Source organism: Candidimonas nitroreducens, assembly GCF_002209565.1.
In the GTDB taxonomy this organism is placed as follows: domain Bacteria; phylum Pseudomonadota; class Gammaproteobacteria; order Burkholderiales; family Burkholderiaceae_B; genus Candidimonas; species Candidimonas nitroreducens.
This window is the reverse complement of sequence record NZ_NJIH01000013.1, coordinates 14,526-41,520: the sequence shown is the minus strand read 5'-3', so window position 1 is coordinate 41,520 and position 26,995 is coordinate 14,526. Positions and strand designations below refer to the sequence as shown.

Genomic DNA, 26,995 nt, shown 5'->3' with positions numbered 1-26,995 from the left:
GCCTAAATATCATTCATTGCGAAATGGCATTGACGGTACGGCTTTTTCCAAAAAAGCGCGCCCGGCCACCCTCGAGGACATAGCCATGAAACAGACATCCCACCCCATCATCTCGCGATCCCTGCTGGCCGCGGCTGCGCTACTGCTGGCCACCGGCGCCACGGCACAGGCCGCCACCCTGGCCCAGATCAAGCAAAGCGGCCATGTGCGCATCGCCGTGGCCAATGAAATTCCCTACGGCTATATAGATATGAGCGGCCACGCCCGCGGCGCCGGCCCCGATGTCGCCGCGCAGATCATGAAGCAGCTCGGCGTCAAGAAAATCGACTGGGTCACGGCCAGCTTCGGCTCGCTGATTCCCGGCTTGAAGGCCGGCCGCTACGACATGGTGGCCGCCGAAATGGCCATCCTGCCGCAGCGCTGCCAGCAGGTACTGTTCTCCGAGCCCAACAGCTCGTACGGCGAGGGCCTGCTGGTGGCCAAGGGCAACCCCAAGAAGCTGCATTCGTACGAAGCCTTTGCCAAGTCCAAGGGCAAGGTGGCCATCATGGCCGGCGCCGACCAGCTCGAGATGATGCATGCGCTGGGCATCCCCGACACGCGCATCGTCACCATCTCGAATAACGCGGATGCGATCTCCACCGTGTCCACCGGGCGCGCCGACGCCTACGCGGCCACCGGCCTGACCGTGGCCCAGCTCGCCGGCAAGAGCAAGAAGGTGCAGGCCGCCAAGCCCTTCACCGACCCGGTCATCAAAGGCACGCCCGCGCGCAGTTGGGGCGGCTTCGCGTTCGCGCAGAACTCCACCGACCTGCGCGACGCCGTCAACGCCCAGCTGGCGAAATTCAAGAAGACCGACGGGTGGCGCAAGATCATGACCCGCTACGGCTTCTCGGCCAACGACGACAAGCAGTCCCTCGCCAAGACCACCGCGCAGCTCTGCAAGGGCTGACGCGGCTTGCGGCGCGCGAATGCCGGCCCCGGGCACAGGCACAGGGCCTCGTACCAAGCCCGTACAAGTGAGCCACCATGCAATGGCTAAGCTATAGCACCCCACTGCTGCAAGGCGCCTGGGTCACCGTGCAGCTGACCGTGATGTCCACGCTGCTGGGCGCCGTGGTTGCGTTCGCGCTGGGCGTGGGCAGGCTGTCGCACGTGCGCCTGCTGCGCCTGCCCAGCATCGCCATCATCGAAGTGTTCCGCGGCACCTCGCTGCTGGTGCAGCTGTTCTGGCTGTATTTCGCCCTGCCCGTGTTCGGCCAGGCGATCGGCGTGGATCTGCGCATGCCGCCGGTGACGGCCGGCGTGCTGGCCCTGGGACTGAACATAGGTTCGTACGGCGCCGAGGTGGTGCGCGGCGCGATCCAGGCCGTGCCGCGCCCGCAATACGAGGCGGCCAAGGCGCTGGACTTCACGCCACGCCAGATCATGTGGCGCATCGCCCTGCCCCAGGCCATCCCCGAGATGATGCCGAGCTTCTGCAACCTGGCGGTGCAGAACCTGAAGGACACCGCCCTGGTGTCGCTGATCAGCCTGGGCGACCTGGCCTTCCGCGCCGAGCAGATCCGCAACTTCACACAAGACAGCACCACCGTCTACACCCTGCTGCTGTTCATGTACTTCGGCATGGCGCTGGTGCTGATGGCGATCATGAAGACGCTGGAGCGTTCCGTGGGACGCTGGCGCGCCGTCGCGAGGAACTGACATGCAAGGACTTCAACGCCCATCGGCCGCACTGCCCACTGCGGGGCGGGGCTGACATGCTATTCGGCATACACTGGGACACCAGCAGCAACGGGGCCTTTGCCGCATCGATACTGCCCATACTGCTGCGCGGGCTGCTGGTCACCATCGAGGCCAGCATCGTCGGCTTCGTCATCGCGCTGGCGCTGGGCCTGGCCCTGGCGGCGCTGAAATCCAGCCGGCTGCGCGTGGTGTCGTGGCCAGCGCGCCTGCTGGCCGAATTCATCCGCGACACGCCGCTGCTGGTGCAGCTGTTCTTCCTGTACTACGTGCTGCCCGACTATGGCCTGGTGCTGCCGGCCTTCCTCACCGGCGCGCTGGCGCTGGGCGTGCAGTACAGCGCCTACACCGCCGAGGTATACCGGGCGGGACTGGAATCGGTGCTGCGCGGCCAGATCGAGGCCGCGCGCGCGCTGGATCTGTCGCCGGCGCGCATTTTCTGCGTGATCGTGCTGCCGCAGGCCATACCGCGCATCATCCCGGCGCTGGGCAATTACCTGGTGTCCATCATGAAAGACGTGCCGGTGCTGTCGGTGGTCTCGGTGCTCGAGGTGCTGAACGTCGCCAAGATCATCGGCGACCGTACTTTCAATTACCTGATTCCCCTGTCCATGGTGGGCGGCCTGTACCTGCTGCTGACCATCGTGGCCTCGGCCGGCGTGCGCTATCTCGACACCCGGCTGCCCAAACAAGGATTGCCGCTGCGATGAACGACGACTCCAATGCCATCATCCGCTTCGAAAAGGTCGTCAAGCGCTTCGGCGACGCGACGGTGCTCGACGGCCTGGACTTCGAAGTGCACAAGGGTGAAAAAGTCACCATCATCGGCCCCTCGGGCTCGGGCAAGTCGACGGTGCTGCGCATACTCATGACCCTGGAAGACATAGACAGCGGCCTGATCTACGTTGCCGGCAAGCCCCTGTGGCACCAATATCGCAACGACAAGCAAGTGCCCGCCGACGAGGCGCACTTGCGCGAAATGCGCAAGGAAATGGGCATGGTGTTCCAGCAGTTCAACCTGTTTCCGCACATGACCGTACGGCGCAACATCACCGAAGCGCCGGTGCACGTGCTGGGGCTGTCGCGCAAGCAGGCGAGCGTACGCGCCCAGGAATACCTGGAACTGGTGGGCCTGGCCGACCAGGCCGACAAATTCCCCAGCCAGCTCTCTGGCGGCCAGCAGCAGCGCGTGGCCATCGCCCGCGCCCTGGCCATGCATCCGAACATCATGCTGTTCGACGAGCCCACCTCGGCGCTGGATCCGGAACTGGTGGGCGAAGTGCTGAACGTGATCCAGCGCCTGTCCGAAGAGCACGACCTGACCATGCTGCTGGTAACGCACGAAATGCAATTCGCCAAGCAGATCTCGGATCGCGTGTGCTTCTTCGACCAGGGCAATATCGTCGAACAGGGGCCGCCCGAGCAGCTCCTCACCGAGCCGCAGCAGGAACGCACGCGCGAATTCCTCAAGGGCTTTCTGGAAGCGACGGCCGTCCAGGCCTGAAGCGCCGCGCGGACGCCGCGCCGGCGGCGTACATACCCGCCCCGCCATATCGTACGGAAGAAAAAAAGGGCCCGGCCCCTGATGGGGTCAGGCCCTGCATTGCAATGGCGTGGCGGCCGCGCCGGCCGACCGGCCGCCACGCCAACAGGCGCGGGGCTGCCCCGCACCCGCCAGCGCTCAGTCGCCCGCGGCCACAGCCGCCGGGGCGTCCAGCGGCGCCAGCGCGGCGTTGCCGCGGCGCGCGGCGATGTGTTCCGGGCGCGGCGCCAGGCCGTACTTGGGCGGGCTCAGGCGGTTTTCAACACTGTTGTAGACCATGAACACATTGGCCCGCGGCCAGGGCGAAATATTGCCGTTGGAGCCGTGCATGGTATTGCAGTCGAAGAACACCACCGAGCCCGCACCGCCGGTCATGGCGCGCACGCCGCCCTGCTCGGCCAGCAACTGCAGGCTGACCGGATCGGGCACGCCATATTCCTGCTTCTTGAGCGAGCTGCGATAGTGGTTTTCCGGCGTCTTGCCCTGGCACGAGATGAAATGCCGGTGCGAGCCCGGCACCACCATCAGCGGCCCGTTGCAGGCGTTGTTTTCGGTCAGCAGCAGCGAGCAGCTCAGCGCCCGCATGGCGGGCATGCCGTCTTCCACGTGCCAGGTCTCGAAATCCGAATGCCAATAGAATTCCTTGCCCTTGAAGCCCGGCTTCATATTGGCGCGCGACTGGTGGATATAGACTTCCGAGCCCAGTATCTGGCGCGCCACGTGGATCAGGCGCGGGTCGCGCGCCAGCTTGTTCAGCAGCTGACTCAGCTCGTGCACCCGGAACACCGAGCGCAGCGCGTCGCTGCCGGGCTCGGTGATGGACTCTTCCCCGCCCAGGATGGCGGGGTCTTTGCCCATGCGCCGGATCTCGTCCAGCAGCGCCTGCACCTCTTCGGCCGAAAACAGGTCTTCGATCAACAAAAACCCGTCGCTTTCGTAGGACGCCAGCTGCTCGGCCGACAGCGCCTGGGCATAGGCGCCACCGGCGTACACCACCGGATCCTGGCGCGCGATGATCGCGGTGCCGCGATCCGTGCGCGAATCGTATAAATCAGTCATTGTCGTCACCATCATGCATCCCGCACTGCTCAAGCCGCATCGGGCATGGCGGGATACACTCCTTTTTCGTCATGCACCTCCAGCCCCGTAAGCGGCGGGTTGAAGACGCAGATCACGCGCAGCGGCTCTTTGCCGCCGCGCAGCCAGTGCTCGTCGTGTTCGTCCAGGGCATAGACCACCCCGGGGCCGAGCGCGTATTTCTTGCCGTCGGCAATGGTCTCGACCTCGCCGTCGCCCTCTATGCACCAGACCGCCTCCAGGTGATGCTGGTAATGGATATGGGTCTCGCTGCCCGGGAAGATCACGGTCTCGTGAAACGAGAATCCCATGCCGTCCTTTTTCAGCAAGACCCGCCGGCTCAGCCAGGTGTCGGTCTTGACCTCCAGATCGGTGCCGATCACATCTTTCACATTCCTGACGATCATCGCCGCTGTCCTCCGAATTTGAGTACCTTGCCATTGCCCTGGCTGCCCAGGATTTCCGCGGTGCTGCGCTCCAGCACTTCCAGCCCGCGTTCCAGCAGCTGGTCTTCGATGGTCAGCGCCGGCAGCACTTTCAGCACTTCGTCGTGTGCGCCCGAGGTTTCGATCACCACGCCGTATTCGAAGGCCTTGGCGGCGATGCGATTGGCCAGGCCGCCTTCGGCTGGCGTGACCAGGCCCTGTATCAGGCCGCGGCCGCGCACGCTCAGGCCTGCCGCCGGATAGCTGTAGGCCAGGTTCTCCAGCCAGTTGCGCACCAGCTCTTCCTTGCGCCGCGTTTCGGTGGCGAAGGCATCGCTGGTCCAGTAGCTGTCCAGGGCCTGTGCGGCAGTGACGAAGGCCAGGTTGTTGCCGCGGAAGGTGCCGCTGTGCGCACCCGGCTTCCAGATGTCCAGTTCGGGTTTGAACATCACCAGCGACATGGGCAGGCCGAAGCCCGACAAGGACTTGGACAGTGTCACGATGTCCGGCTGGATGCCGGCCTGCTCGAAGCTGAAGAAACTGCCGGTGCGGCCGCAGCCCACCTGGATGTCGTCGACGATCAACAGCATGTCGTGGCGCCGGCACAGCGTCTCGAGCTGGCGCAGCCAGCGCCAGGTGGCGACATTCACCCCACCCTCGCCCTGCACGGTTTCGACGATGACCGCGGCCGGCCGATCCAGGCCGCTGCTGGGGTCGTCCAGCAGGCGTTCGAGATAGGCCGCGGTATCGACGTCGGGCCCCATATAGCCGTCATAGGGCACGAAAGTGGTGTTGCCCAGCGCCATGCCCGCGGCCTGGCGAAACTTGGAGTTGGCCGTGGCCGCCAGCGAGCCGGCGCTGACGCCATGAAAGCCATGGGTGAACGAGATGATGTTCTGCCGCCCCTTGACCTGGCGCGCCAGCTTCAGCGCCGCCTCGACCGCATTGGTGCCGGTCGGGCCAGTGAACTGCAGTGTGTATTTCCAGCCGCGCGGCTTGAGCAGCACGCGCTCGAAAGTTTCCAGAAAATATTTCTTGGCGCTGGTGGCCATGTCCAGCCCGTGCACCACGCCGTCGGTGCCCAGGTAGTCGAGCAGCCGGCGCTTGAGTACCGGGTTGTTGTGTCCATAATTCAGGGTGCCTGCGCCGCTGAAGAAATCGATGTATTGCTTGCCCGCTTCATCGAACAGCAAAGACCCCCGCGCCTGATCAAAAACGACCGGGAACGACCGGACGTAGCCACGTACCTCCGACTCCATCCGGTCAAATATTTTCAAGTCCATGGTGTTCTCCCTTAGTGATGAGGCCTTGCAGCGGAATGAGCTGCCATGGATGGCTGCTCGCGCCAGCCTCTTAGCTGAAATACCCGTAAAGGGGCTGGTAGCCCGTTCACGCCGCTAGAAATGCCCCAGCGCTTAAGAAACGTGAACGGACTCTGGACGGCCGGCGCTCAGCGCGGCCGCGATGCCGGGGGCTGGAAAGGCCCGATGCGCAACAACCTTTCCTCTTCGTGCCCGCCGGGCCCGAAAAGCTCGGGCCCGAACAGGGCGGAATCGGAACAGGCGGCATGAAGCTGCCGGGCAAGGCCGGCGAACACGCCGCGCGACGCGGCATTATCGGGACCGACAGTGGTCTCGATGTATCGGATGGCGCTCGCAGCGGGTCGCTCGAGCAAATGCCACAACATGCGCCGGGCAAGCGCGCAGCCCCGCGCACGCGGATGCACGGCTACTTGCCAGACGAATAAAACGTCGGGGTGTCGCGGCGGCACGTACGCCGACACGAAGCCCACCGCCTGCCCTGCGCCGTCCTCGGCCAACACGCATGTGTCGACATGGTGCTCGCTGAGCAGCAGATAGGCGTAAAGAGAATTGAGATCCAGCGGCGGACACTGGGCGATCAGGCCGTGTATGGCCCGCCCGTCGGCCTTGCGGATGGAACGCAGGCCGTAGGCCTGCTGGGGCGCCGCGGCACGGCGCTCTGGAATGGAATGAGAGAGGTGGAGTTCGCGCGCCTCTAGACTCATACCACCAGACCTGATTCGGGAGGCGCCCCGCCGACGGCGACATCGAGGATGGGCGAAGCGCGTTCGTCCAGCGGCTCGGGCGGCAGCACGCCTTGAGGTTCCATGAGATTGACGATGCGCTCGAGCGACAGGGTAATGGTGGCCTGTTCCAGCTCGGGCAGCGCCTTGAGCGCGTCGGCCAGCTTCTTCTGCAGCGGCGACGGGGTGTCTTTGGCCAGCGCGATGCCCGCCTCGGTGGCCGTAACGAAAACGATGCGGCGGTCTTCGCGGCTGCGCTCGCGCCGCACCAGGCCCTTGTCTTCCAGGCGGTCGAGGATGCCGACGACGGTACTGGGGCTGACGTGGATTTCGCGGCTGATGGCCGTGGCGGTCAGCGGCCCCAGGCTTATGACGGCGCGCAGGCAAATGAGCTGCGGCGCCGTGATATGGCTGCAGGCGGCAAGCTGGCGTGAATGCAGCGCTATGGAGCGTGTAATGCGGCGCAGAGCACGCAAAATCCGCAAATCGTACTGAGGATCAACCACGGTATCGGTCATGATGCAGGGAATACCCTATTCATTTCATCAAAATTGATTTCTACTCAAATGATATGTTCACAAAACGTCAAAGTCAAGGCGTACGGGCGGCCAGGAATGCAGAATGAGAAGGAATGCCCGGCTCCCAGGGGCCGGGCGGCCGTGTCGCAATCCGGGGGACTTCCCGGCGCCCGCCCCCCTCGCTGGACAAAGAGCCGATTTATAGTAGATAGGAGCGGAGGGGCGGCCCAGATAGGGACGGCCCAACTTGACAGGGACGGCCCAACTTCACGGCCAAGCTTCTTGGGGGGTACGCTCCGAGCCCAGTTTCGCTCCGGGGCGCGGGCTTAGAAGACCACGTACACCATGGTGACTGCCCCTGATTCGCCCGCCGAAGACAGCGGCGCAGCCACACTGGGCGCATCGGGCTGATACGTGCCCGCCGAGGGCAAATACCAAAGCGAAGGCTCGCCTGCCGGCGAACCATTGAGAGTCGAATCGGCCGCCACATGAACCTGGAACGGCACCGTGGCGGGCGAACAGGAGACCTGGGGCAGCACCTGCCCGGCCTGAGTGCCATGCCCAAGCTCGCTGACACCGCAAGAGGGGTCGACACGCAGGCTCACGATGAAGCTGGATGCGTCGCGCGCCCGAACCTCGGCCAACGCCGAGAGCGCCATTGCGCCCAGCAAGGCCAAGATGCACATGAATATCCTGCCGCCGCGGCGCATCGTTCCCCCGATATCTATAGATACCGCCCACCTCAACGTTCTATATGCCGACTATCTCAGGGGTAATAGTAGCGTAACGGCATTACGGAAATGCGCTCGGGCGGGTTCAAACCCGGGGGCGGGGTTCAGGTCTCGCCTAATAGGTCAGGGTCACGACTATCGTATCCGAATACGACCCGGACGCTACGCCCGTCTGCGAAGGCACCAGGCCGTATACGGTCAGCGTCTGCGCCAGCCCGGTACCCGCGCCCGTCACGGCGGATGTACCGGATCCCCAGGACACCGAGTGCGCCGCGTTCTGGTACAAGCCATACTGGACATAGCCGCCGCTCGCACTCTTCATGCGGCGTGTGCCACCACTATAGTTCTGGCCGTTATTCAGCTCCAGGGTGTACGAGGCGCTGTTGCACGTGACATTGAGGGTCGAGGTGCCAGCCACGCTCGAGCTCAGGGAGCCGACCGAGCCGAAATTCATGGTGGTGGCGCTGACCAGGCACTGGCTGCTGACCTTAGCATTGAAATAAGGCGGTTGCCATGTTGTTGTTACCATCTGCGGGCTGCTGCAGGTGGCACCCGGCACGTAAGGCATGTAGGACAGCTTGAAGGGTTGGGCGATCCCGTAGTTGCCATTGGGCGCGGCCTGCCCCGAAGTTCTTGTACGAGCGTATACGGTTGCCGTACCCGCGTAATAGTAAGGAGTCAGGGTCACCACCATGCTCAGTGGCGCGTAGCTGCCCGAGTCCACGCTGCCCAATATGACGGATCTGGCTGCGTCCTGGTACAGGTTATAGGCCAGCCTGCCAGTCTGATAATTGCTGTTCAGAGCCAGGTAGCGCGGATCATAGCCGGAGGTATTCGGATCCGGCTGAGCGCTGATGCAAATAAGGGCCTGCTGCGCGGTAGGCCCGACATCGTTGCAGCCAAAATTCACCGGCTTGGCGTCATCCGCAGCGACGCCGCTCAGTACATCGACCGTGCCAAAATCAATCTCAGGCCCACTATACGCGGTGCAGGTAAATGCCTGGGACACGCCGCAGCAGCCCAGCCACAGCACCAAAACGAAAAGCCAGGAACGGGGCCGGAACAAGTATGTATTCATGGCTTTACTCGCAACGCAAAGGGCCTATGGTCGCCATCTTTCCGGCGACATGGCGGTAGTCGAAAGCGGCAGAGCAGCTGCGGCCGTCGCCGGTAGTGACCTGCACCCGATCGTGAGCCAGCAGGCCTTCGAGATAAGCCATGCCATCATATCCCAGCATCGAGGTTGCAGCCGCGCCGTTCAGCCGCACTGTCGACCCGACAGGCAGCGGCCGGCCAGCGGTATCGTGCAGAATGACAGTGGCTGCGCGCGCGGGCTCGATGCTGAATTTCACCAAAGCCCCTGCCCCCACCTGCGGCACCACGTCGGCGCTGACGCGATCGATCTTGACGTCTGCCGGCAGATCCAGGGTATCGATGGAAATCAGGTTCTTCTGGTACGACATCAAGGGCATCACCATCAGCAAGCCTCGCGCATCGGTCTTGCCCACTGGATTGTTCTGCAGGCGCACGGGTACGTCGGGTACGCGGTCGGTGGACACCACGGCAAAGCTGTCGGTGATTTTGCGCCCGGCAAATACACCGCCCCCCATCAAGGCCACTGACCCGGACACATCCCCGTAAGCCGAGTTGGTCGAATTCGAGGTGCTGACGCCGGCCATGTATTCGCCGTACTTCCCGCGATAGCCGGCCTGGGCATAGCCATAGGTGGCATCGGGCATATGCTGGCCCTGCACAGTCCAGTTCCAGCCCGTATAGCCGGGCGCGGTTTGGCTAGCGCCCAAGCCGTAACCAGTCTGGCCATTGGCATGCTGCAGCGAGCTGCTGACGTTCAACCCCTTGTCCAGCCAGATGTTGAGCCCGACGTAAAAGGCTTGATCGTGCGGCGCGTTCAGATTGCGGTTGTAGTTGACGCTCAGTGTCACGCTGTCCCCAAAGGTCTTGCTCCAGGACACACCGGCGTAGCGATTGGAATCGCTGCCGGCATAGCGCGAGCCCACGTAGTTCAGATTGACGGCGCCGGCCCGCCCCAGAAAAGTCCCTATCACCGCGCTTTGAACCTCCTGCGCGACCGGCGTGCCATACAGCGCCGCCACGTCGCGGTAAGCCATATCCGCATGCGTGGTACTGAAACCCACGTTGAAATAGCGGCTTTGCCACTGATAGCCCAGGCTGTATTGCGAACCGCTGAGTCCGCCGCCGCGGCTGGCAGTGTACGAACCTTGCATCTGTCCGGCCAGGCCCAGGCCCAGCACCGCACCGCCGCCGGCCAGCGCCAGCCCGCGGGTCTGCTCGCCATGCGCCTCCAAAGTAAGGTTCTGGCTGAGGCCATAGCGCGCCGTGCCACTGAACATAGGCTCGCCCGCATAGGAAAAAGACGACAGGCCATAGTCTTTGCGCACGTAGCCGGCCTCGACCGACCAGTCGCTCAGGCCGCGCGCCAGGCGTGTAGTGGCCGCATAGAACGGTATGTCGACCTGGGTGCGCCGCCCCTGTGCGTCGGTCAGCACCATCTGCGCGTTGCCCAGGCCGGTGATATTGGGCGGCGTGTTGATCTGGAACGGGCCGGCCGGCACCACGCCGGTGTAGCGCTTGACTCCGTCGATATATAAATCCACCGCCGAGGGCAGCGTGGCGCTGCCCAGGAAAGCAGGCAGGGGGGAAGTGATCTTGTAGGGCTGCAGGGAGAAATTACGCCCGAAACGGATGCCGCCGATACGCGTCGCCCTGCTCCATGACACATAGCTCGTGGTTGTATCGCCCAGAGTGAGGGTAAGCGCCTTGCCCGGCCAGGAAGTGCTCCATGAAGTATCCAGGCGCACATTGTCCCACCGGTTCGCTTGCCCGACGACTCCGCCCGACAAGTCGTCCGCGTAGGGCCCGTAGCGCGTCCACATGGTATTGCTGAACGTGCCGAGCGGGCTGAAAGCCCGCAGTTCGGTGCTGGCGCTCAGCGTGCTGGCTCCGCTCGGCGTATAGGTGCCGTACAGATCGTAGTTCAGCAACATGCCGGTGCCGGCGCTGACCTGGAGCGCGCCGACCGCGTCGACATCGGTCACCGTGCGCGCAAGATTCAGCTCGCCCAGCGGCGCGGTGATATCAAGCTGTTGCTGGCCGGCGTCATAGCGCACCCGGGTATCAGGCAGCTTGTCGATCTGCACAGATTCCACGCCCGGCCCTGGATTCTTGAACCCGATGCGCCGCAATACGGCAGGCTCTGCCCAAAGAGTGCCACCACGCAGCGTGAATGGCTGCAGCGCCTCTATTTTGTTGCCGTTCAGGTAAACCTGCAGATAGAGCTGTTGGGAAGCCAGCGATCCACTGCCCGGCTCCATGACTATGGAGCCCGATGCGGGCGGTGCCACGATGGGGCCAGACCCCGCAGCGACGGCATCATTCGCCCCGGCCGCCAGCAGCGCACAAGTGCACAAGAACCTAATGGGACGAAGACATGGGAGGCAACGATACATGTATCGCCTGGCGATTGACTTTCAGGCTCAGTACCCCGCCCTTCAGAAACGCTTGCTTGTATTTGTCGATGCCCCAGTCGCGCACCTTCCCGGCCAGCACATAACCGTATAAGCCCTTGCTCAGCATGATTTCCGGCGCGCCCTGTGGCTTGAAACTGGCCTCGGTAATCTGTGCGTAGCCATTGCCCGCGTTACTGGCCTGCAAAACCATGGCCGCGCCCGATCTGCGCACCCCCCACGTCAAGACGGGTTTTGAAGGCTCCGCCGCCGAGCCGGCAACAAACACTGGAATCGAGTAGCGCAGGGCAAACTGTATCCCGGACTGCCCCGCCGGAGGTATTTCGTCGACCAGGATGCGAAAACTGCGCTCGGTGGACGCGGGAGCAGCGCCGACACCGACTCGGATCACCCGCACCATCTGGCGTTGCCCGGGCCCTATCGATACCATGGGAGGGCTGGCCGCCAGCTCGGTGGTCGGTGCGAGGACGTCCCGCCCGTCCTGCTGTTCCCATTGGTAGACACGCACCTGGGCCTGCAACGGCACGCTGCCCGTATTGGACAGCCATAGCTCATCGGCAGACTGCTTGCTCGAAAGCTGCACCAACACAGGCCAGGCCTGGAGGCTCACCGCGATAGCCGGGCGGCCAATGACACACGCCGCCAAAATCATGCAGGCAGCGAACCCGATCTTGCCTCGTGAAAACATGAAACCACCAGCCACCGATACGACAAATCCGTGAATCAATAAGTAAGCGTTACCGTCACTGTATCTTTGAAGTTACCGACTACAGTGCCGGTAGCGGGAACCTTGCCATAGACGGTAAAGTGCTGTGCGCTTCCGTCATTCACAGCCGTCTTAGTGTGCGTGTCGTCCCATTGTGTCGAGTAACTGCTATCGCTATACAGTGTATAAGCAATGGTGGCGGAAGTATTGTTGTAGGGAGTGGTATCCACACCCTTCATTGTCCAACTGTTGCCGCTGGTCAACGAAATAACCGGCGCCGTACCCGTGGTGCACTGCAGGTCGAATTCTGTGGAGCCGGTAGCCTGCCCCGACGAAGCCACTGAGCCAAAGTTCAGGTCAGTGGGTGCCGTCGTGAACGTGCACGACGGCTGCACATTTATGAGCACATTGAATTGGCTGGAGGTAGTGACGGCCGACGCGCCACCGGCAGAGCCCAACAGCACCAGCCCACCAAGCAGCGCCTGCGAGGCATAACGAGACAGACTATTCATATTGTTCGCCTTGAAAATAAGCACATCGATAAATAATGAAAGAGTGACGTGACCGTCAGAAATACAGCCCGGATTCTAAATAAACACGCGCATCAGACTTTTGAAATATAGCCAAAACCTTTTGCACAAACACACTAAAGCAAAATAGTCGACGCTATAAACTATGCATTCAAAACAGCACGGGACAATATCGGCAGCCTCTTTTCTAAACGACAGCCCGCGGCGCTTTAAAACCGGCTGGAGCTATGCGGTGAAAGCAGATCAACATCGTGCAAACCGTAGAAACGCCATTAAATGGCTTACCCATGCCTCTGCTACGGCTCGCTTTCTTATGATTTCCGTCGCAATCTCGTATGTCCGATATCTAAATGACATCCAGGCTGTTCACGGCGCCAAAATAGCAGCGCCTTTCCATGGGCAGGCCCGATACATTTTGCCATTCATGGTAAAAAAATCTTTCCGTCCGAGTCAAAAAAACAAACTTCAACCCCGCCATTGAATTGACAATGCTTGACGCCAATAAAACAACACTTTATCGGTTTGCACCGATATGAGCCCAAACCAAGAGGCCAGGCATGCGGCGCAAACACGGTATCGACGCAAGCTTGCCGGCACGCACACACCATACAAAAATCCCGCCAGTCGGGAATATTGAAAAACCCCGGCATCGAGGAGCCGCGCTATTTTTTATTAACACGCCTTGCGTTTTATTTTCCCGACAGCACGACAGCGGCATTCGCCCGGTATCGAAGCACACGATCTGTAAGCCGCCACGAAGTAAACAGGCGGCCCAGAAAAAAAACCTGGCGAAAGCCGGACGAGAGTCAAACGCGCAAGCCAGAGCTCGGGGTATATTTCGACCATCCGGAGTAGGCGCAACCGCGCAGCAGTACAAAATACCCCGCCCTACCCCGCCAGAACTGTATTAAGCAGGCGGCTTTTTAAATACATTCAAAATAAAAATACATAATCATTGATAATACAAAGATAATCGGAAATGAGCGAGTTCGGGCAAGCTGATCTTGCAGGCCCGGCACGGGGTATAGATGCGCCACGGCTCCCGCCGCGGCCCTGTTTGGCCCAGCTTGTCCGCCACGCGGGCTCGGACATTCCCGGCTCTTTTGTAGCAAGCCCGCATTGCGCCGCCTGCGCGCCATGCCAGCGCAGTCCTGCGCGCCGCCGCTCAGGGCCTTGCAGCCTACGCTCTTTGCTTGCTCGCCCCCGCGATTGAAGCTACACTTTCAGGCTCGGCTTTTTTTGCGAACGTGGCGGAATTGGTAGACGCACCAGATTTAGGTTCTGGCGCCGAGAGGTGTGAGAGTTCGAGTCTCTCCGTTCGCACCAGCATCTTCGCATCATCGTCCCCGATGCACGTCGACCAGGCGCAAGACGTGCGCCGCTGTTTTTTGCCGGCGGGCCACCGCAAGGCAGAAGGCGCCCCTGCAAGGGCGGCAAGCCAAGGTTTTGGCGCAGCGTGGGGTCATTTTTGCCGCGCGGTCTCATGAACCCCAGACTCAACGATCTGCATCCCTACCCCTTCGAGAAGCTGCGCCAGCTGATGGCCTCGGCGGCGCCCCCGCCCGCGGGGCTGCACCCGATCAATCTTTCAATAGGCGAGCCCAAGCACGCGGCCGCGCCGCTGGTGGTGGAAGCCATGCGCGGCGCCATGGGCGGGCTGTCGGCCTACCCGCCCACCAAGGGCGACCCGGCCCTGCGCGGCGCCATTTCCGCATGGATGGCCCGGCGCTACGGCATCGCGGCGCCCGACCCCGAGACCCAGGTGCTGCCGGCGCTGGGTTCGCGCGAGGCGCTGTTCGCCTTCGCCCAGACCGTCATCGATCCCGCCGCCGACGCGCTGGTGCTGTGCCCCAATCCCTTCTACCAGATATACGAAGGCGCGGCGCTGCTGGCCGGGGCGCGGCCCTACTACGTGAACTCGCGTGCCGACCTCGGCTTCGGCCTGGACTGGGGCAGCGTGCGCGCCGAGGTATGGCGCAAGGTGCAGCTGGTGTATGTGTGCTCGCCGGGCAACCCCGCCGGCAACATCATGGCGCTGGAAGAATGGCGCCGGCTCTTCGAGCTGGCCGACGAATACGGCTTCGTGATCGCCTCGGACGAGTGCTATTCCGAGATCTATTTCGACGAGGCCGAGCCGCCGCTGGGCGGCATGCAGGCCGCCAGCCTGCTGGGCCGCGCCGACTATCGCGGGCTGGTGTGCTTTTCCAGCCTGTCGAAACGCTCCAACGTGCCGGGCATGCGCTCGGGCTTCGTGGCCGGCGACGCCGACCTGATCAGGCAGTTCCTGCTGTACCGCACCTATCACGGCAGCGCGCTGAGCCCGGTGGTGTCGCAGGCCAGCGTGGCGGCCTGGGGCGACGAGGCGCACGTGGTCGAGAACCGCCGCCTGTATCGCGAGAAATTCGAAGCCGTGGTGCCGCTGCTGGCGCCGGCGCTGAATGTGCAATGGCCGCAGGCCTCGTTCTACCTGTGGGCCGAGACGCCCGGCCCCGATCCCGATTTCGCCCGCGACCTGTACGCGCACACCGCCGTCACCGTGCTGCCCGGCAGCTTCCTGGCGCGCGACGCCCACGGCACCAACCCCGGCGCGGGGCGCATGCGCATCGCGCTGGTGGCGCCCAAGGAACAATGCGTAGAGGCCGCACAGCGCATCGTCGACTATATGAAAACGCGCGGCTGAAGTACCCGCACGGCGCCTCAGGCACGCGGCCCGTGCCCAAGGCCCGGCAGCGCCGCACGGTTCAAGCCAGGCGCAAAGAAGTATTCCCCACGGCGCAGCGTATGATTCGCGTCGTATCATTGGGCTGCAACCCATCAACCGCTCAACCCCAACCGCTTACACGACCATGACACTCGATCTTCAAAGCACCATCGAACACGCCTGGGAACATCGCGCCGAAATCGTGCCGGACGCCGAAAGCGCCCCCATACGCGAAGCCGTGCAGCAGACCATCAATGCGCTGGACACCGGCCGCCTGCGGGTGGCGGAGAAAATCAATTTCGAGTGGGTCGTCCACCAGTGGATCAAGAAGGCGGTACTGCTCTCGTTCCGCCTGGAAAGCAACGAGATCATGGGCCAGGCGCCGCTGCAGTTCTACGACAAGGTGCCGCTGAAGTTCGGCGACTACGGCGCGCAGGCCTTCGTCAACGGCGGCTACCGCGTGGTGCCGCCGGCGGTGGCGCGCAAGGGCGCCTTCATCGCCCGCAACGTCGTGCTCATGCCCTCTTATGTGAATATCGGCGCCTACGTCGACGAAGGCACCATGGTCGACACCTGGGCCACGGTAGGCTCCTGCGCGCAGATCGGCAAGAACGTGCACCTGTCGGGCGGTGTCGGCATCGGCGGCGTGCTCGAGCCGCTGCAGGCCAACCCCACCATCATCGAAGACAACTGCTTCATCGGCGCGCGCTCGGAAGTGGTCGAGGGCGTGATCGTCGAAGAAAACTCGGTGCTCGCCATGGGTGTGTACCTGTCGCAAAGCACCAAGATCTACGACCGCGCCACCGGCAGCATCAGCTACGGACGCATCCCGGCCGGCTCGGTCGTGGTGCCCGGTTCGCTGCCGGCGGCCGACGGCTCGCACAGCCTGGCCTGCGCGGTCATCGTCAAGCGCGTGGACGCGCAGACGCGCGCCAAGACCAGCGTCAACGAACTGCTGAGAACCTGATGAACCATGGCTCCGTGCTGGATCTGGTCAAGGATCTGATCGCGCGCCGTTCGGTCACGCCCGAAGACGCCGGCTGCCAGAATCTGCTGGCCGAACGCCTGCGGGCCTCGGGCTTCGGCAGCGAAACCCTGGCCTGTGACGAGGTCGTCAATCTATGGACGCGGCGCGGCAATACCGCGCCGCTGCTGGTATTCGCCGGCCACACCGACGTGGTGCCCACGGGCCCGCTGGAAAAATGGAGCAGCGATCCCTTCGTGCCCACCGAGCGCGACGGCAAGCTGTACGGGCGCGGCGCGGCCGACATGAAGAGCTCGATCGCCGCCTTCGTGGTGGCCGCCGAGGAATTCGTGGCCGCCCATCCGCAACACCGCGGCTCCATCGGGCTGCTCATCACCTCCGACGAAGAGGGCCCGTCCATCAACGGCACGGTCAAGGTCTGCGAGGCCCTGGCGGCGCGCGGCGAGAGCCTGGACTACTGCATCGTCGGCGAACCCACTTCGGTGCAGGCGCTGGGCGACACCGTCAAGAACGGCCGGCGCGGCTCGCTGTCCGGGCGCCTGACGGTCAAGGGCCTGCAGGGCCACGTCGCCTATCCGCAACTGGCGCGCAACCCCATACACATGGTGGCGCCCGCCCTGGCCGAACTGGCGCAGACGCAGTGGGATCAGGGCAATGAATACTTCCCGCCCACCACCTTCCAGGTGTCGAACCTGCATGCCGGCACTGGCGCCACCAATGTCATACCGGGCGAGGCCGTGCTGGACTTCAATTTCCGCTACGCCAGCTGCAGCGCGCCCGCAGACCTGCAGGCGCGCGTCGCCCGGGTGCTGGACAGCCACGGCCTGGAATACACGCTGGACTGGACGCTGGGCGGCCAGCCCTTCCTGACCCCGCGCGGCGAGCTCAGCCAGGCCCTGGCCGGCGCCATACGGGACGAGACCGGCGTCGCCACCGAGCTGTCCACCACGGGCGGCACCTCGGACGGCCGCTTTATTGCGCGGATCTGCCCGCAGGTGGTGGAGTTCGGCCCCATCAACGCCACCATCCACCAGATCGACGAGCACATCCGCCTCGACACGCTGGAACCACTGAAGAACATATACCGCCGCACACTGGAGCGCCTGCTGCCGGACTGACCCGGCGGGCCGGGCCTACAGGCCAGCGGCCTGCCCCGGCCGCCGCGCCCGTATGCTATCTTCAAGCGCCAGGCCGTTGCGCCCCCGCCCGCGAGGCCGGCGTCCTTGCGGCCCGCCGCGCAATACGAACCACTGGAATGCTCATGCACGAATCGGCCCAACAAGAACTGCTTACCCTGCGCGACCTGCTGCGCTACACCGTCAGCCACTTCAACGCCTCGCATCTGGCCTTCGGCCACGGCAGCGACAACGCCTGGGACGAGGCGGTGTACCTACTGCTGCACACCCTGCACCTGCCGCTGGACACGCTGGAGCCCTTCCTCGACGCCCGCGTGCTGCCCGAAGAGCGTGCGCGCTATCTGAAGCTGGTGCAGCGGCGCATCCACGAGCGCCTGCCCGCGGCCTACCTGACCGGCGAGGCCTGGCTGCAGGGCCACCGCTTCTATGTCGACCAACGCGTCATCGTGCCGCGCTCTCCCATTGCCGAGCTGCTGGCGCATGATCTGTCGCCATGGGTGGCCCAGCCCGAGGAACTGGAGTTCGTGCTGGATCTGTGCACCGGCTCGGGCTGCTTGGCGGTGCTGGCCGCGCTGGCCTTCGAGAATGCCCAGGTGGATGCGGTCGACCTGTCTGAACACGCCCTGGCGGTGGCCGACCGCAACATCGAACAGTTCGGCCTGGACGGGCGCGTCACCACGCACCGCAGCGACCTGTTCGACCAGCTGCCGCACTGCGAATACAACCTGATCGTCTGCAACCCGCCTTACGTCAACAATCATTCCATGGAGGCGCTGCCGGCGGAATTCCGCCACGAGCCGACCATGGCGCTGGCCGGCGGCGAGGACGGCATGGATCTGGTGCGCCGCCTGCTGGCCAAGGCGCCGGACTTCATGGCGCCCGAAGGCCTGCTGGTGCTGGAGATCGGCAACGAGTACGACAATTTCATAGCGGCCTTCCCGGATCTGGATCCGGTCTGGCTCAGCACCGAACGCACCGAAGACCAGATCCTGATGCTGACCCGGGAACAGCTGGAACCATGATACGCGCCACCGGGCTGTCGCTGCGCCGCGGCACCAAGCTGCTGCTGGATCAGGCCGATTTCGTCGTCCATCCCGGCGAGCGCGTGGGCATAGTCGGCAAGAACGGGGCCGGCAAATCGACCCTGTTCATGCTGCTGCAAGGCCGGCTCGACGCGGACGCCGGCACGCTCGACATACCGGCCGGCTGGCGCACCGCCAGCGTCGAGCAGGAGATCGGCGACAACACCCTGCCCGCACGCGAGTTCGTGATCGACGGCGACCGGCATCTGCGCGCCCTGCAGGCGCAGCGCCGCGCCACGCCCGATACCGATGGCCAGCGCATCGCCGAGCTGGAAGCGGCTCTGGTCGAGGCCGACGCTTGGAGCGCGCCGGCACGCGCCGAGCAACTGCTGGCCGGCCTGGGCTTCACGCCGCAGCAGTGGTCCAGTCCGGTCAGCGATTTTTCCGGCGGCTGGCAGATGCGCCTGGCGCTGGCGCGCGCCCTGATGGCACCGTCGGATCTGCTGCTGCTGGACGAGCCCACCAACCACCTGGACCTGGACGCCATGCTGTGGCTGGAGCGCTGGCTGGCTTCGTACCAGGGCACCGTGCTGGTGATTTCGCACGACACCGAATTCCTCGACACGGTGGCGCGTGCCATTTTGCATTTCGACCAGGGCAAGCTGATCCGCTACCGCGGCGGCTATGAAGACTTCCTGACCCAGCGCGCCGAGCGCCTGCGGCAGTCGCGCCTGGCCTGGGAACGGCAGACGCGCGAGACCGCAAGGCTGCAAAGCTTCATCGACCGCTTCAAGGCCAAGGCCACCAAGGCCAAGCAGGCGCAAAGCCGCGTCAAGGCGCTGGCGCGCATGCAGACGCTGGCGCCGCTGCAGGCCGAGGCCGGCATAGACATACGCATCCCCGAACCCACGGGCATGCCCGACCCGCTGCTGGTGCTGGACGAGGTGGGCACCGGCTACGCGCTGCCCGATGGCGGCACGCGCACCGTGCTCGACAAGGTGCAGCTGATGGTGCGCGGCGGCAGCCGCATCGGCATACTGGGGGTCAACGGCGCAGGCAAGTCCACGCTGGTCAAGACGCTGGCCGCCGAACTGCCGGTGCTGCACGGCCGCCGCCAGGCGTCCCGGGGGCTGGAAATCGGCTACTTCGCGCAGCAGCAGCTCGACATGCTGGATCCGCAGGGCACGCCGCTGCAGCATCTGCAGCGCCTCGCGCCGCAGACTCGCGAGCAGGAGCTGCGCAACTACCTGGGTGGCTTCGGTTTCAACGGCGACATGGTGCTGGGTTCGGTGGGCCCGCTGTCGGGCGGCGAAAAAGCGCGCCTGGCCCTGGCGCTGATCGTCTGGCAGAAACCCAATCTGCTGCTGCTGGACGAGCCCAGCAACCACCTGGACGTGGACACGCGCGAGGCCTTGGCCGCGGCGCTGGCCGAGTTCCCGGGCAGCGTGCTGCTGGTGTCGCACGATCGCCACCTGCTGCGCACCACCGTCGACAATTTCTGGATCGTGGCCGACGGTACGGTGCAGGAGTTCGACGGCGATCTGGAAGACTATCGCGACTGGCTGGCGCAGCGCGGCGCCCAGGCGCGCGCCGAGGCGCGCACGTTCGATGGCGCCGCCGGCCGCGACGTCAAGGGCGCCACCGACCGGCGCCAGGAGCGGCGCGAGCAGGCCGAAATCCGGCAGCGCCAGGCGATGCTGCGCAAGCCGGTGCTGCAGAAGATCGAGCGCATCGAGACTTCGATGCAGCAGGCGGCGCGACGCCTTGCCGAACTGGATGCGCTGATCGCCGATGCGGATCTCTACACCGAGGCGCGCCGCGACGAGCGCCTGAAGACCCTGGCCGAACACGGCGACCTGCAGAAGCAGACCACGCTGCTCGAAGAGCAATGGCTGGAGCTGCAGCAGGAACTTGAAGACCTGGAGGTTCAGCAGTCGTAGCTGACCAGCACCAGATCGACCGCCTGCTCGCGGATCGGAATCAGCGCCTGGTAGGCAGGCGAATCGTGCCAGCCATGCAGCGCCGCCGCGTCGGGAAAGCGGATCGCCACCACGTCGGTATGCGCGTGCGCGCCGCTGAGCACACTATTGCGCTTGCCGCGAAACAGCAGTTGCCCGCCCCAGGGGGCGATGGTGGCCGGCACTTTGCTGCAGTATTCGGCCCACTTGGCGGGATCCTTGACCGTCACGTGGCCCACCAGGCAGGCCGAGCCGGCCGGCGCTGGCGCCGCGCTGGTATCGTCTTCCATGAACTCCTCCTCGTTGCGGTAATTATGCACGCCTGCAAGCCGCGCGGTGCGCCCTCTTGCGGCTTGTCGGCTAGGCGGCGATCACTTCCAGCTTGGCCACGCCCAGGGCCAGCGTCTTGGTGCCCACGTCGCGGAACTGGATCTGCGCCTGGGCGTCCTGGCCGCTGCCGCTCAGGCTGAGTATGGTGCCGTCGCCGAATTTAGCGTGGCGCACGCCCTGGCCGATGCGGAACTGCTGCTGGCCTACAGTAACGCCGCTGGCCAAGCTGCGCGGGGCGCGCGGCGCGATCTGGCCCGTGGCCGGGCGGCCGTAGGCGTCGCCGCGGCGCTGCGCGTTCCAGCCTCTGGAGGCCACATCGGTGCCTTCCCAGGCGCTGGACACCGGCACGCGCACCTTGGGGCTGAGCCACTTCAGGTGCTCTTCGGGAATTTCGTCGAGGAAGCGCGAGCGCAAGGCATAGCGCGTCTGCCCGTGCAGCATGCGGCTTTGCGCCAGCGTCAGGTACAGGCGCTGGCGCGCGCGGGTGATCGCCACATACATCAGGCGCCGCTCTTCTTCCAGGCCGGACTGTTCCATCAGGCTGTTCTCGTGCGGGAACAAGCCTTCCTCGACCCCGGTGATGAACACGGCATCGAATTCCAGCCCCTTGGCGGCATGCACCGTCATGAGCTGCACGGCGTCCTGCCCGGCCTGGGCCTGGTTGTCGCCCGCCTCGAGCGAGGCATGCGACAGAAAAGCCGCCAGCGGCGACATGCCATGCTGCGCGTCGATCTCGATCAGTCCGGCTGCGGCCATGCCCGCACCGGCCGTGTCGGACGCCGCCTGATTGCCCGCGGGCGTGGCGGAAACCGCCGTATCGGCACTTGCGGGGGCAAAGGCGTCCGGGCCCGCCTGTGCGGCCGCCGGCAGCTCGACCATGCGCCCGGCCGGCAGGCCGTCGAAATTTTCTTCGCCGGCGAAGACGGCCGCGGCGTTGACCAGTTCCTGCAGGTTTTCGAGGCGGTCGGCGCCCTCTCTTTCGGTCTGGTAGTGGGCCAGCAGGCCGCTGTGGTGCACGACGTGCTCGATGAGTTCGGGCAGCGTCAGCACCTGTGCTTCATGCGCCATGCTTTCGATCATGGCGGCGAACTTCAGCAGATTGCTGCCGCCCTTGCCGCCGACCAGCGGAGCCGCCTTGTGCAAGCTGGTGCCGCGCTCGCGCGCCAGGTCGGACAATTGCTCGAGCGTGCGCGCACCGATGCCGCGCGTCGGGAAATTGACCACCCGCAGCCACGAGGTGTCGTCATCGGGGTTGTCCATCAGGCGCAAGTATGCCAGCGCATGCTTGATCTCCTGGCGCTCGAAGAAGCGCAGGCCGCCGTAGACTTTATACGGGATGGCCGCAGAGAACAGCGCATGCTCGATGACCCGCGACTGGGCGTTGCTGCGATACAGCACCGCGATCTCGCGGCGCAGGCTGCCCTCGCCGATCAAAGACTTGATTTCGTCAACGATCCACTGAGCCTCCAGCAGATCCGAGGGCTGCTCGACCACGCGCACCGGCTCGCCCTCGCCCTGCTCGGTCCAGAGGTTCTTGCCCAGGCGCGCCGTATTGTGCGCAATCAGGGCGTTGGCCGAATCGAGGATGTGGCCGTAGGAGCGGTAATTCTGTTCCAGGCGGATGACCGTGCCATGCGCGTAATCGCGCTCGAAATCGGCCATATTGCCCACGTTGGCGCCGCGGAAGGCGTAGATGGACTGGTCGTCGTCGCCGACCGCGAAAATCGGCGCCCCGCCGCCCGCCAGCAAGGTCAGCCAGCGGTACTGCAGCGCATTGGTGTCCTGGAATTCGTCGACCAGTATGTGGCGGAAGCGCCGCTGATAGTGCTCGCGGATGGGGCCATTGCGCTGCAGCAGCTCGTAGCAGCGCAGCAGCAGCTCGGCGAAATCGACCACGCTTTCGCGCTCGCACTGCGCCTGGTAGAAGCGATAGATCTCGACCAGGCGCAGCCGATACGGGTCGTGCGCCTCGACCGCATCGGGGCGCAGCCCTTCTTCCTTGGCGCCGTTGATGAAGCGCTGCACGTCGCGCGGCGCGTATTTTTCGTCGTCGATGCCCGTGGCCTTGAGCAGCCGCTTGATGGCCGCGAGCTGATCGGCGCTGTCCAGGATCTGGAAGGTCTGCGCCAGGCCGGCGTCGCGGTAGTGGGCCCGCAGCATGCGGTTGCACAGGCCGTGGAAGGTGCCCACCCACAGGCCGCGCGTATTGATGGGCAGCAATGCGGACAGGCGCGCGAGCATTTCGCGCGCCGACTTGTTGGTGAAAGTGACGGCCAGCAGGGCGTGGGGGCTGGCCTGGCTGGTCTGGATCAGCCAGGCCATGCGGGTGGTGAGCACCCGCGTCTTGCCACTGCCCGCCCCGGCCAGTACCAGGGCGTGCTGTGCAGGGAGTGTTACCGCGGCTTGCTGTTCAGGGTTGAGCTTCTCGATCATGCCGCGTAGCGGCGCAGGCGATAAGCGAATTGTTCCAGCCCTTCTATGCCGCTTTGCTGCGCACGCTGGCACCAGGCCTGCAGGTCGCCCAGCAGTTGCTCGCTGCTGGCGCTGGAGCTTTCCCAGAGGCGGATGAGTTCACGGCGCATTTGCACCAGCGTGGACAGCGACTGGTTGTCGGCCACGGCGGTGTCGATTTCGGCGCGCTGGGCCGGTTCGAGTGCTTCGCCGGCGCTCTTGAGCACGTTGCGGGCACGCGACAGCAGCGACCAGCGGCAATCGGCGCCGCCGGTGGGCTTGAGACGGGAAAGCTCTTCGCCGATGGCGTTCTTGACCAGGTCGGTGTAGCGCGCCAGGATCTCGTAGCGGTGCGTGATGACGCCCTGCAGGGTGCGCAGGTCGACCGCCGTCTTGGACGATGCCGGCTCGAGCTTGAGCTTGGGAGCGAGCTTCTTGACCTTGGCCAGCCCCAGGAAGCGCAGCACCGAGATATAGCACCAGCCGATGTCGAATTCATACCACTTGGTGGAGAACTTGGCCGAGGTGCCGTAGGCATGGTGGTTGTTGTGCAGTTCTTCGCCGCCGATGATGATGCCCCAGGGCGACACATTGGTGCTGGTGTCCGGGCAGGCATAGTTGCGGTAGCCCCAGAAGTGGCCGATGCCGTTGACCACGCCGGCCGCCCAGAAGGGGATCCAGGCCATTTGCACCGCCCAGATGGTAAGGCCTATGGTGCCGAACAGCGCCAGGTCGATGCCCAGCATGATGAGCACGCCCATCAGGCTGTGCGGGGTGTAGAGCTTGTGTTCGAGCCAGTCGTCGGGCGTGCCGTGGCCGAAGCGCTTGAGGGTTTCTTCGTTGGAGGCTTCCTGGCGATAGAGTTCGGCGCCGCGGAAAAACACCTTGCCGATACCGAAGATCATGGGCGAATGCGGGTCGCCCTCGCGTTCGCATTTGGCGTGGTGCTTGCGGTGTATGGCCACCCATTCTTTGGTGATCATGCCCGTGGTCATCCACAGCCAGAAGCGGAAGAAATGCATGACGGCCGGATGCAGGTCGAGCCCGCGGTGCGCCTGGCTGCGGTGCAGGAATACGGTCACACCCACGATAGTAATGTGGGTCAGCACCAGCGTAACGATCACGAGCTGCCACCACGACAACTGCAGCAGACCGCCCGACAGGAAATTGAGCACGGAATCCATAAGCTTAATTAAGCCTCCGTCTTGAAAACATCTAGCAGTTTAGCCCACTTGGCCTTCATATGACAGCTAAATTTCAATTTAGTTTTTGAGGAAAATCAATGACTAAGCTGCTAATCGGGTTTATGGGTCAGCTCGGATTCAGGTTCGGTCCGGGGCTGGACGGGCTTGCGGCGCTGCAGGGCGGCCGCGAAGAAGCCATCGGTGCCGTGCAGATCGGGGCGCAGGGCCAGATAAGGCCCCTCGAATGTCAGATTTTCGCAACGATCGGCCACGATCGGGCCGGCCTCCAGCAGCTCGAATTCAGGGTTTTCGGCCAGGAAGGCCTGCACCTGGTCTTCGTTTTCTTCGGACAAGATGCTGCAAGTGGCATACACCAGGCGCCCGCCCGGCGCCACGCAGCGGGCGGCCTGGCGCAGGATGCGCGCCTGCACCTGGCGCAGCTCGGCCAGCGATTCGGGGTGCTGGCGCCATTTCAGGTCGGGGTTGCGGCGCAAGGTGCCCAGCCCGCTGCAAGGGGCGTCGACCAGCACCCGGTGGGCCTTGCCCGCCAGGCGCTTGACGCGCTGGTCGCCCTCGGCGCGGATCACCACGGGCACCACATTGGACAGCCCGCTGCGGGCCACCCGCGGCTTGGCCCGCGCCAGCCTGGCCGCCGACACGTCGAAGGCGTAGAGGCGGCCGGTGGAGCGCATCAGGGCGCCCAGCAGCAGGGTCTTGCCGCCGGCGCCGGCGCAATAGTCGATGACCATCTCGCCGCGCTTGGGGGCCACCAGCGCCGCCAGTATCTGGCTGCCCTCGTCCTGGACTTCCAGGCTGCCGTTTTCGAACAGCGGCCAGCGGTTCACGGGAGGCCGGCCCTGCAGGCGTATGCCCCAGGGCGAATGGCGCGTGGGCTCGGGGCTGTAGCGCGCCGCCGGGCCGGCGCGCAGCGCTTCGAGCACGGCGCCGCGCTCGGTCTTCAGGGGATTGACGCGCACGTCCAGCGGCGCCGGGCAATTCAGTGCCTCGATCAGCTGCTCGGCCCGCGGCACCGCAGCCAGGCGCTGTTCCAGCCAGTCGGGCAGGCTGTGGCGCACCGCGGCCGGCAGGCTGGCCGGATCGATGCGGCGCAGGCGTGCCAGCCATTCGCGCTCGTCTTCCAGCAAGGCCGCGTCCAGCGCCGCCTCGCTGAACACCGAGGCCAGCCCCAGAATGGCCAGGCGGCGCGCCGCCGGCCCGCTGCCGCTTTCGGCGAAATGGCGGTAGCGGCGCAAATGCCGCAGCACGTCGAACACCGCCTCGGCCACCTCGGCGCGGTCGCGCGCGCCCATGTGCGGGCGGGCGCGCAGCCAGTGCGACAACACGGCGTCAGCGGGATGGGCCCACTGCAGCACCTCGCCCAGCACCTCGCGCACCTGCTCGATGCGCGCCGCGGCGGGCAGCGGACGCTGCGCCGGGCTAGTGGAGGATTTGCGCGCAGCGTCGCGGCCGGCCGGAGGGCGGCCCTTGGTGGCCGGATCGGCTCGATGCGTGGCGGAGCGGTCGGTGGAAACGCGGCCGCCGGCGGCGCGATCCGCGGCGGCGCGGCCCATCTTGCCGCGGCCGTTCGCGCTACCGTCTGCCGAGTCGCGATCCGTAGATCTGCGGCCTGATGTGCCGCGATCCGACGCCGTAGCACCGCGGCCGCCGGCGGAGCCGCCGCGCGTTGTAGCGGGGCGCTTCATGCCATGGCCTCCTGTGCCTGGCCTTGCGGCATGCGCAGCACGCAGCGATGGCTGACGCCGCGCACGATGGCGCGCTGCCCGGCGGCGTCGAGCTCTACCCTGCCCTCGGCCAGCCAGCGCACCACCAGGGAGTAGACCTCGTGCTCGAGCTCGAGCAGCCTGGCGGCCAGAGTGTCGGGCGTGTCGCCGGCCAGCACCGGCATCGCGCCCTGGGCGACGATGGGGCCATGATCCAGCACCGGGGTGACGAAATGCACCGTGCAGCCATGCCACTGCACCCCCATGGCCAGCGCCTGCTGGTGGGTGTGCAGCCCGGGAAACGCGGGCAGCAGCGACGGGTGGATATTCAGCAGGCGGCCGCTGTAGCGCTCGACGAATTCGGTGGTCAGCACGCGCATGAAACCGGCCATCAGGATGTAGTCGGGCTGGTAGCCGTCGATCTGGCGCGCCAGCGCCTGGTCGAATTCGGCGCGCGTGGCGTAGTCGCGGTGCGCCACCAGCCGGGCGTCCAGCCCCTGCTCGCGCGCCCAGGCCAGGCCGGCCGCATCGGCCTTGTTGGAGATCACCGCGCACACTTCCAGCGGCAGCGACTGGGCGCGCACGGTGTCGACGATGGCCTGCATATTGCTGCCGCGGCCCGAAATGAGTATGACGAGACGGCGGCGCACAGGGGAAATAGAGGTCAAAATAAACGATTCCTGA

24 protein-coding genes and 1 tRNA gene are annotated in these 26,995 nt (G+C 64.9%); 10 read left to right on the top strand and 15 right to left on the bottom strand.

What is annotated here, in order from left to right; all coding sequences use genetic code 11:
• Window positions 1-85 precede the first annotated feature (85 nt).
• The 4 genes from ehuB (at window position 86) to ehuA (ending at window position 3,247) form a co-directional block, all read left to right on the top strand.
• A complete protein-coding gene (gene ehuB, locus CEY11_RS20870; RefSeq protein ID WP_088605477.1) occupies window positions 86-952 on the top strand; it encodes an ectoine/hydroxyectoine ABC transporter substrate-binding protein EhuB in 867 nt (288 codons plus the stop codon).
• A gap of 77 nt (window positions 953-1,029) precedes the next feature.
• Complete coding sequence (gene ehuC / locus CEY11_RS20865; protein WP_088605359.1) at window positions 1,030-1,704, top strand: ectoine/hydroxyectoine ABC transporter permease subunit EhuC; 675 nt, start codon at window positions 1,030-1,032, stop codon at window positions 1,702-1,704.
• 56 nt (window positions 1,705-1,760) lie between these two features.
• Window positions 1,761-2,453 carry an ectoine/hydroxyectoine ABC transporter permease subunit EhuD gene (gene ehuD / locus CEY11_RS20860; RefSeq protein ID WP_088605358.1) on the top strand — a complete coding sequence of 231 codons (693 nt, stop codon included), beginning with the start codon at window positions 1,761-1,763 and terminating at the stop codon, window positions 2,451-2,453.
• Window positions 2,450-3,247, top strand: a complete 798-nt coding sequence (gene ehuA, locus CEY11_RS20855) for an ectoine/hydroxyectoine ABC transporter ATP-binding protein EhuA (RefSeq protein WP_088605357.1) — start codon at window positions 2,450-2,452, stop codon at window positions 3,245-3,247. The genes ehuD and ehuA overlap by 4 nt, the downstream gene beginning before the upstream one ends.
• Window positions 3,248-3,424: 177 nt before the next feature.
• Here the strand turns inward: ehuA and thpD are convergent, their stop codons facing one another.
• From thpD to CEY11_RS20805, 10 genes are all read right to left on the bottom strand, one after another.
• The gene (thpD, locus tag CEY11_RS20850) at window positions 3,425-4,357 is read right to left on the bottom strand and encodes an ectoine hydroxylase (protein WP_088605476.1); all 933 of its coding nucleotides are present in this window, start codon (window positions 4,355-4,357) and stop codon (window positions 3,425-3,427) included.
• Between the two features lie 17 nt (window positions 4,358-4,374).
• A complete protein-coding gene (locus tag CEY11_RS20845; protein WP_088605356.1) occupies window positions 4,375-4,770 on the bottom strand; it encodes an ectoine synthase in 396 nt (131 codons plus the stop codon).
• On the bottom strand, window positions 4,767-6,071 hold the full coding sequence (gene ectB, locus CEY11_RS20840; RefSeq protein ID WP_088605355.1) for a diaminobutyrate--2-oxoglutarate transaminase: 1,305 nt from the start codon (window positions 6,069-6,071) through the stop codon (window positions 4,767-4,769). The genes CEY11_RS20845 and ectB overlap by 4 nt, the downstream gene beginning before the upstream one ends.
• Window positions 6,072-6,238: 167 nt before the next feature.
• Complete coding sequence (gene ectA / locus CEY11_RS20835; RefSeq protein ID WP_088605354.1) at window positions 6,239-6,814, bottom strand: diaminobutyrate acetyltransferase; 576 nt, start codon at window positions 6,812-6,814, stop codon at window positions 6,239-6,241.
• Window positions 6,811-7,350 carry a MarR family winged helix-turn-helix transcriptional regulator gene (locus tag CEY11_RS20830; protein ID WP_088605353.1) on the bottom strand — a complete coding sequence of 180 codons (540 nt, stop codon included), beginning with the start codon at window positions 7,348-7,350 and terminating at the stop codon, window positions 6,811-6,813. Before CEY11_RS20830 ends, ectA begins: the two co-directional genes overlap by 4 nt.
• 326 nt (window positions 7,351-7,676) lie before the next feature.
• Window positions 7,677-8,036, bottom strand: a complete 360-nt coding sequence (locus tag CEY11_RS20825; RefSeq protein ID WP_143322982.1) for a hypothetical protein — start codon at window positions 8,034-8,036, stop codon at window positions 7,677-7,679.
• 160 nt (window positions 8,037-8,196) lie between these two features.
• Entirely contained in the window at window positions 8,197-9,159 is a 963-nt protein-coding gene (locus CEY11_RS20820) for a Csu type fimbrial protein (RefSeq protein WP_088605351.1), read from the bottom strand.
• A gap of 4 nt (window positions 9,160-9,163) precedes the next feature.
• On the bottom strand, window positions 9,164-11,464 hold the full coding sequence (locus CEY11_RS20815) for a fimbria/pilus outer membrane usher protein (protein WP_158215402.1): 2,301 nt from the start codon (window positions 11,462-11,464) through the stop codon (window positions 9,164-9,166).
• Window positions 11,465-11,534: 70 nt separating this feature from the next.
• Window positions 11,535-12,176, bottom strand: coding sequence for a fimbrial biogenesis chaperone (locus CEY11_RS20810; RefSeq protein ID WP_158215401.1), 642 nt, complete (start codon window positions 12,174-12,176; stop codon window positions 11,535-11,537).
• 134 nt (window positions 12,177-12,310) lie between these two features.
• Window positions 12,311-12,805: a Csu type fimbrial protein gene (locus CEY11_RS20805; protein ID WP_088605348.1), complete on the bottom strand. Its 495-nt coding sequence runs from the start codon at window positions 12,803-12,805 to the stop codon at window positions 12,311-12,313.
• Window positions 12,806-14,064: 1,259 nt separating this feature from the next.
• On the opposite strand from CEY11_RS20805, the gene CEY11_RS20800 reads away from it, so the two are divergent.
• The 6 genes from CEY11_RS20800 (at window position 14,065) to CEY11_RS20775 (ending at window position 20,607) form a co-directional block, all read left to right on the top strand.
• A tRNA-Leu gene (locus tag CEY11_RS20800) sits at window positions 14,065-14,149 on the top strand.
• A gap of 157 nt (window positions 14,150-14,306) precedes the next feature.
• Complete coding sequence (dapC, locus tag CEY11_RS20795) at window positions 14,307-15,503, top strand: succinyldiaminopimelate transaminase (RefSeq protein WP_088605347.1); 1,197 nt, start codon at window positions 14,307-14,309, stop codon at window positions 15,501-15,503.
• A gap of 166 nt (window positions 15,504-15,669) precedes the next feature.
• The gene (dapD, locus tag CEY11_RS20790) at window positions 15,670-16,491 is read left to right on the top strand and encodes a 2,3,4,5-tetrahydropyridine-2,6-dicarboxylate N-succinyltransferase (protein ID WP_088605346.1); all 822 of its coding nucleotides are present in this window, start codon (window positions 15,670-15,672) and stop codon (window positions 16,489-16,491) included.
• Entirely contained in the window at window positions 16,491-17,627 is a 1,137-nt protein-coding gene (dapE, locus tag CEY11_RS20785; RefSeq protein WP_088605345.1) for a succinyl-diaminopimelate desuccinylase, read from the top strand. Before dapD ends, dapE begins: the two co-directional genes overlap by 1 nt.
• A gap of 143 nt (window positions 17,628-17,770) precedes the next feature.
• Window positions 17,771-18,667: a 50S ribosomal protein L3 N(5)-glutamine methyltransferase gene (gene prmB, locus CEY11_RS20780; protein WP_088605344.1), complete on the top strand. Its 897-nt coding sequence runs from the start codon at window positions 17,771-17,773 to the stop codon at window positions 18,665-18,667.
• Entirely contained in the window at window positions 18,664-20,607 is a 1,944-nt protein-coding gene (locus CEY11_RS20775) for an ABC-F family ATP-binding cassette domain-containing protein (RefSeq protein WP_088605343.1), read from the top strand. The genes prmB and CEY11_RS20775 overlap by 4 nt, the downstream gene beginning before the upstream one ends.
• Here CEY11_RS20775 and CEY11_RS20770 read toward each other — a convergent pair.
• From CEY11_RS20770 to purN, 5 genes are all read right to left on the bottom strand, one after another.
• A complete protein-coding gene (locus tag CEY11_RS20770; RefSeq protein WP_088605342.1) occupies window positions 20,595-20,915 on the bottom strand; it encodes a DUF1330 domain-containing protein in 321 nt (106 codons plus the stop codon). The two genes, CEY11_RS20775 and CEY11_RS20770, sit on opposite strands and share 13 nt — an antisense overlap.
• 70 nt (window positions 20,916-20,985) lie before the next feature.
• Entirely contained in the window at window positions 20,986-23,388 is a 2,403-nt protein-coding gene (locus tag CEY11_RS20765) for a UvrD-helicase domain-containing protein (RefSeq protein ID WP_088605341.1), read from the bottom strand.
• Entirely contained in the window at window positions 23,385-24,590 is a 1,206-nt protein-coding gene (locus CEY11_RS20760; RefSeq protein WP_088605340.1) for a DesA family fatty acid desaturase, read from the bottom strand. The genes CEY11_RS20765 and CEY11_RS20760 overlap by 4 nt, the downstream gene beginning before the upstream one ends.
• Before the next feature lie 110 nt (window positions 24,591-24,700).
• Complete coding sequence (locus CEY11_RS20755; protein WP_198958958.1) at window positions 24,701-25,975, bottom strand: RsmB/NOP family class I SAM-dependent RNA methyltransferase; 1,275 nt, start codon at window positions 25,973-25,975, stop codon at window positions 24,701-24,703.
• A gap of 314 nt (window positions 25,976-26,289) precedes the next feature.
• Window positions 26,290-26,970 carry a phosphoribosylglycinamide formyltransferase gene (gene purN / locus CEY11_RS20750; protein ID WP_088605474.1) on the bottom strand — a complete coding sequence of 227 codons (681 nt, stop codon included), beginning with the start codon at window positions 26,968-26,970 and terminating at the stop codon, window positions 26,290-26,292.
• Window positions 26,971-26,995: the final 25 nt, after the last annotated feature.

What these genes read in the sequence shown, in the direction of transcription:
- prmB (WP_088605344.1), top strand. Translation starts at nt 17,771, where the DNA reads ATGCACGAATCGGCCCAACAAGAACTGCTTACCCTGCGCGACCTGCTG.
- CEY11_RS20825 (WP_143322982.1), bottom strand. Translation starts at nt 8,036, where the DNA reads ATGTGCATCTTGGCCTTGCTGGGCGCAATGGCGCTCTCGGCGTTGGCC.
- CEY11_RS20775 (WP_088605343.1), top strand. Translation starts at nt 18,664, where the DNA reads ATGATACGCGCCACCGGGCTGTCGCTGCGCCGCGGCACCAAGCTGCTG.
- CEY11_RS20845 (WP_088605356.1), bottom strand. Translation starts at nt 4,770, where the DNA reads ATGATCGTCAGGAATGTGAAAGATGTGATCGGCACCGATCTGGAGGTC.
- dapC (WP_088605347.1), top strand. Translation starts at nt 14,307, where the DNA reads ATGAACCCCAGACTCAACGATCTGCATCCCTACCCCTTCGAGAAGCTG.
- CEY11_RS20820 (WP_088605351.1), bottom strand. Translation starts at nt 9,159, where the DNA reads ATGAATACATACTTGTTCCGGCCCCGTTCCTGGCTTTTCGTTTTGGTG.
- CEY11_RS20765 (WP_088605341.1), bottom strand. Translation starts at nt 23,388, where the DNA reads ATGATCGAGAAGCTCAACCCTGAACAGCAAGCCGCGGTAACACTCCCT.
- CEY11_RS20830 (WP_088605353.1), bottom strand. Translation starts at nt 7,350, where the DNA reads ATGACCGATACCGTGGTTGATCCTCAGTACGATTTGCGGATTTTGCGT.
- dapD (WP_088605346.1), top strand. Translation starts at nt 15,670, where the DNA reads ATGACACTCGATCTTCAAAGCACCATCGAACACGCCTGGGAACATCGC.
- CEY11_RS20760 (WP_088605340.1), bottom strand. Translation starts at nt 24,590, where the DNA reads ATGGATTCCGTGCTCAATTTCCTGTCGGGCGGTCTGCTGCAGTTGTCG.
- ehuC (WP_088605359.1), top strand. Translation starts at nt 1,030, where the DNA reads ATGCAATGGCTAAGCTATAGCACCCCACTGCTGCAAGGCGCCTGGGTC.
- dapE (WP_088605345.1), top strand. Translation starts at nt 16,491, where the DNA reads ATGAACCATGGCTCCGTGCTGGATCTGGTCAAGGATCTGATCGCGCGC.
- ehuD (WP_088605358.1), top strand. Translation starts at nt 1,761, where the DNA reads ATGCTATTCGGCATACACTGGGACACCAGCAGCAACGGGGCCTTTGCC.
- CEY11_RS20770 (WP_088605342.1), bottom strand. Translation starts at nt 20,915, where the DNA reads ATGGAAGACGATACCAGCGCGGCGCCAGCGCCGGCCGGCTCGGCCTGC.
- ehuB (WP_088605477.1), top strand. Translation starts at nt 86, where the DNA reads ATGAAACAGACATCCCACCCCATCATCTCGCGATCCCTGCTGGCCGCG.
- ectB (WP_088605355.1), bottom strand. Translation starts at nt 6,071, where the DNA reads ATGGACTTGAAAATATTTGACCGGATGGAGTCGGAGGTACGTGGCTAC.
- ectA (WP_088605354.1), bottom strand. Translation starts at nt 6,814, where the DNA reads ATGAGTCTAGAGGCGCGCGAACTCCACCTCTCTCATTCCATTCCAGAG.
- CEY11_RS20805 (WP_088605348.1), bottom strand. Translation starts at nt 12,805, where the DNA reads ATGAATAGTCTGTCTCGTTATGCCTCGCAGGCGCTGCTTGGTGGGCTG.
- ehuA (WP_088605357.1), top strand. Translation starts at nt 2,450, where the DNA reads ATGAACGACGACTCCAATGCCATCATCCGCTTCGAAAAGGTCGTCAAG.
- thpD (WP_088605476.1), bottom strand. Translation starts at nt 4,357, where the DNA reads ATGGTGACGACAATGACTGATTTATACGATTCGCGCACGGATCGCGGC.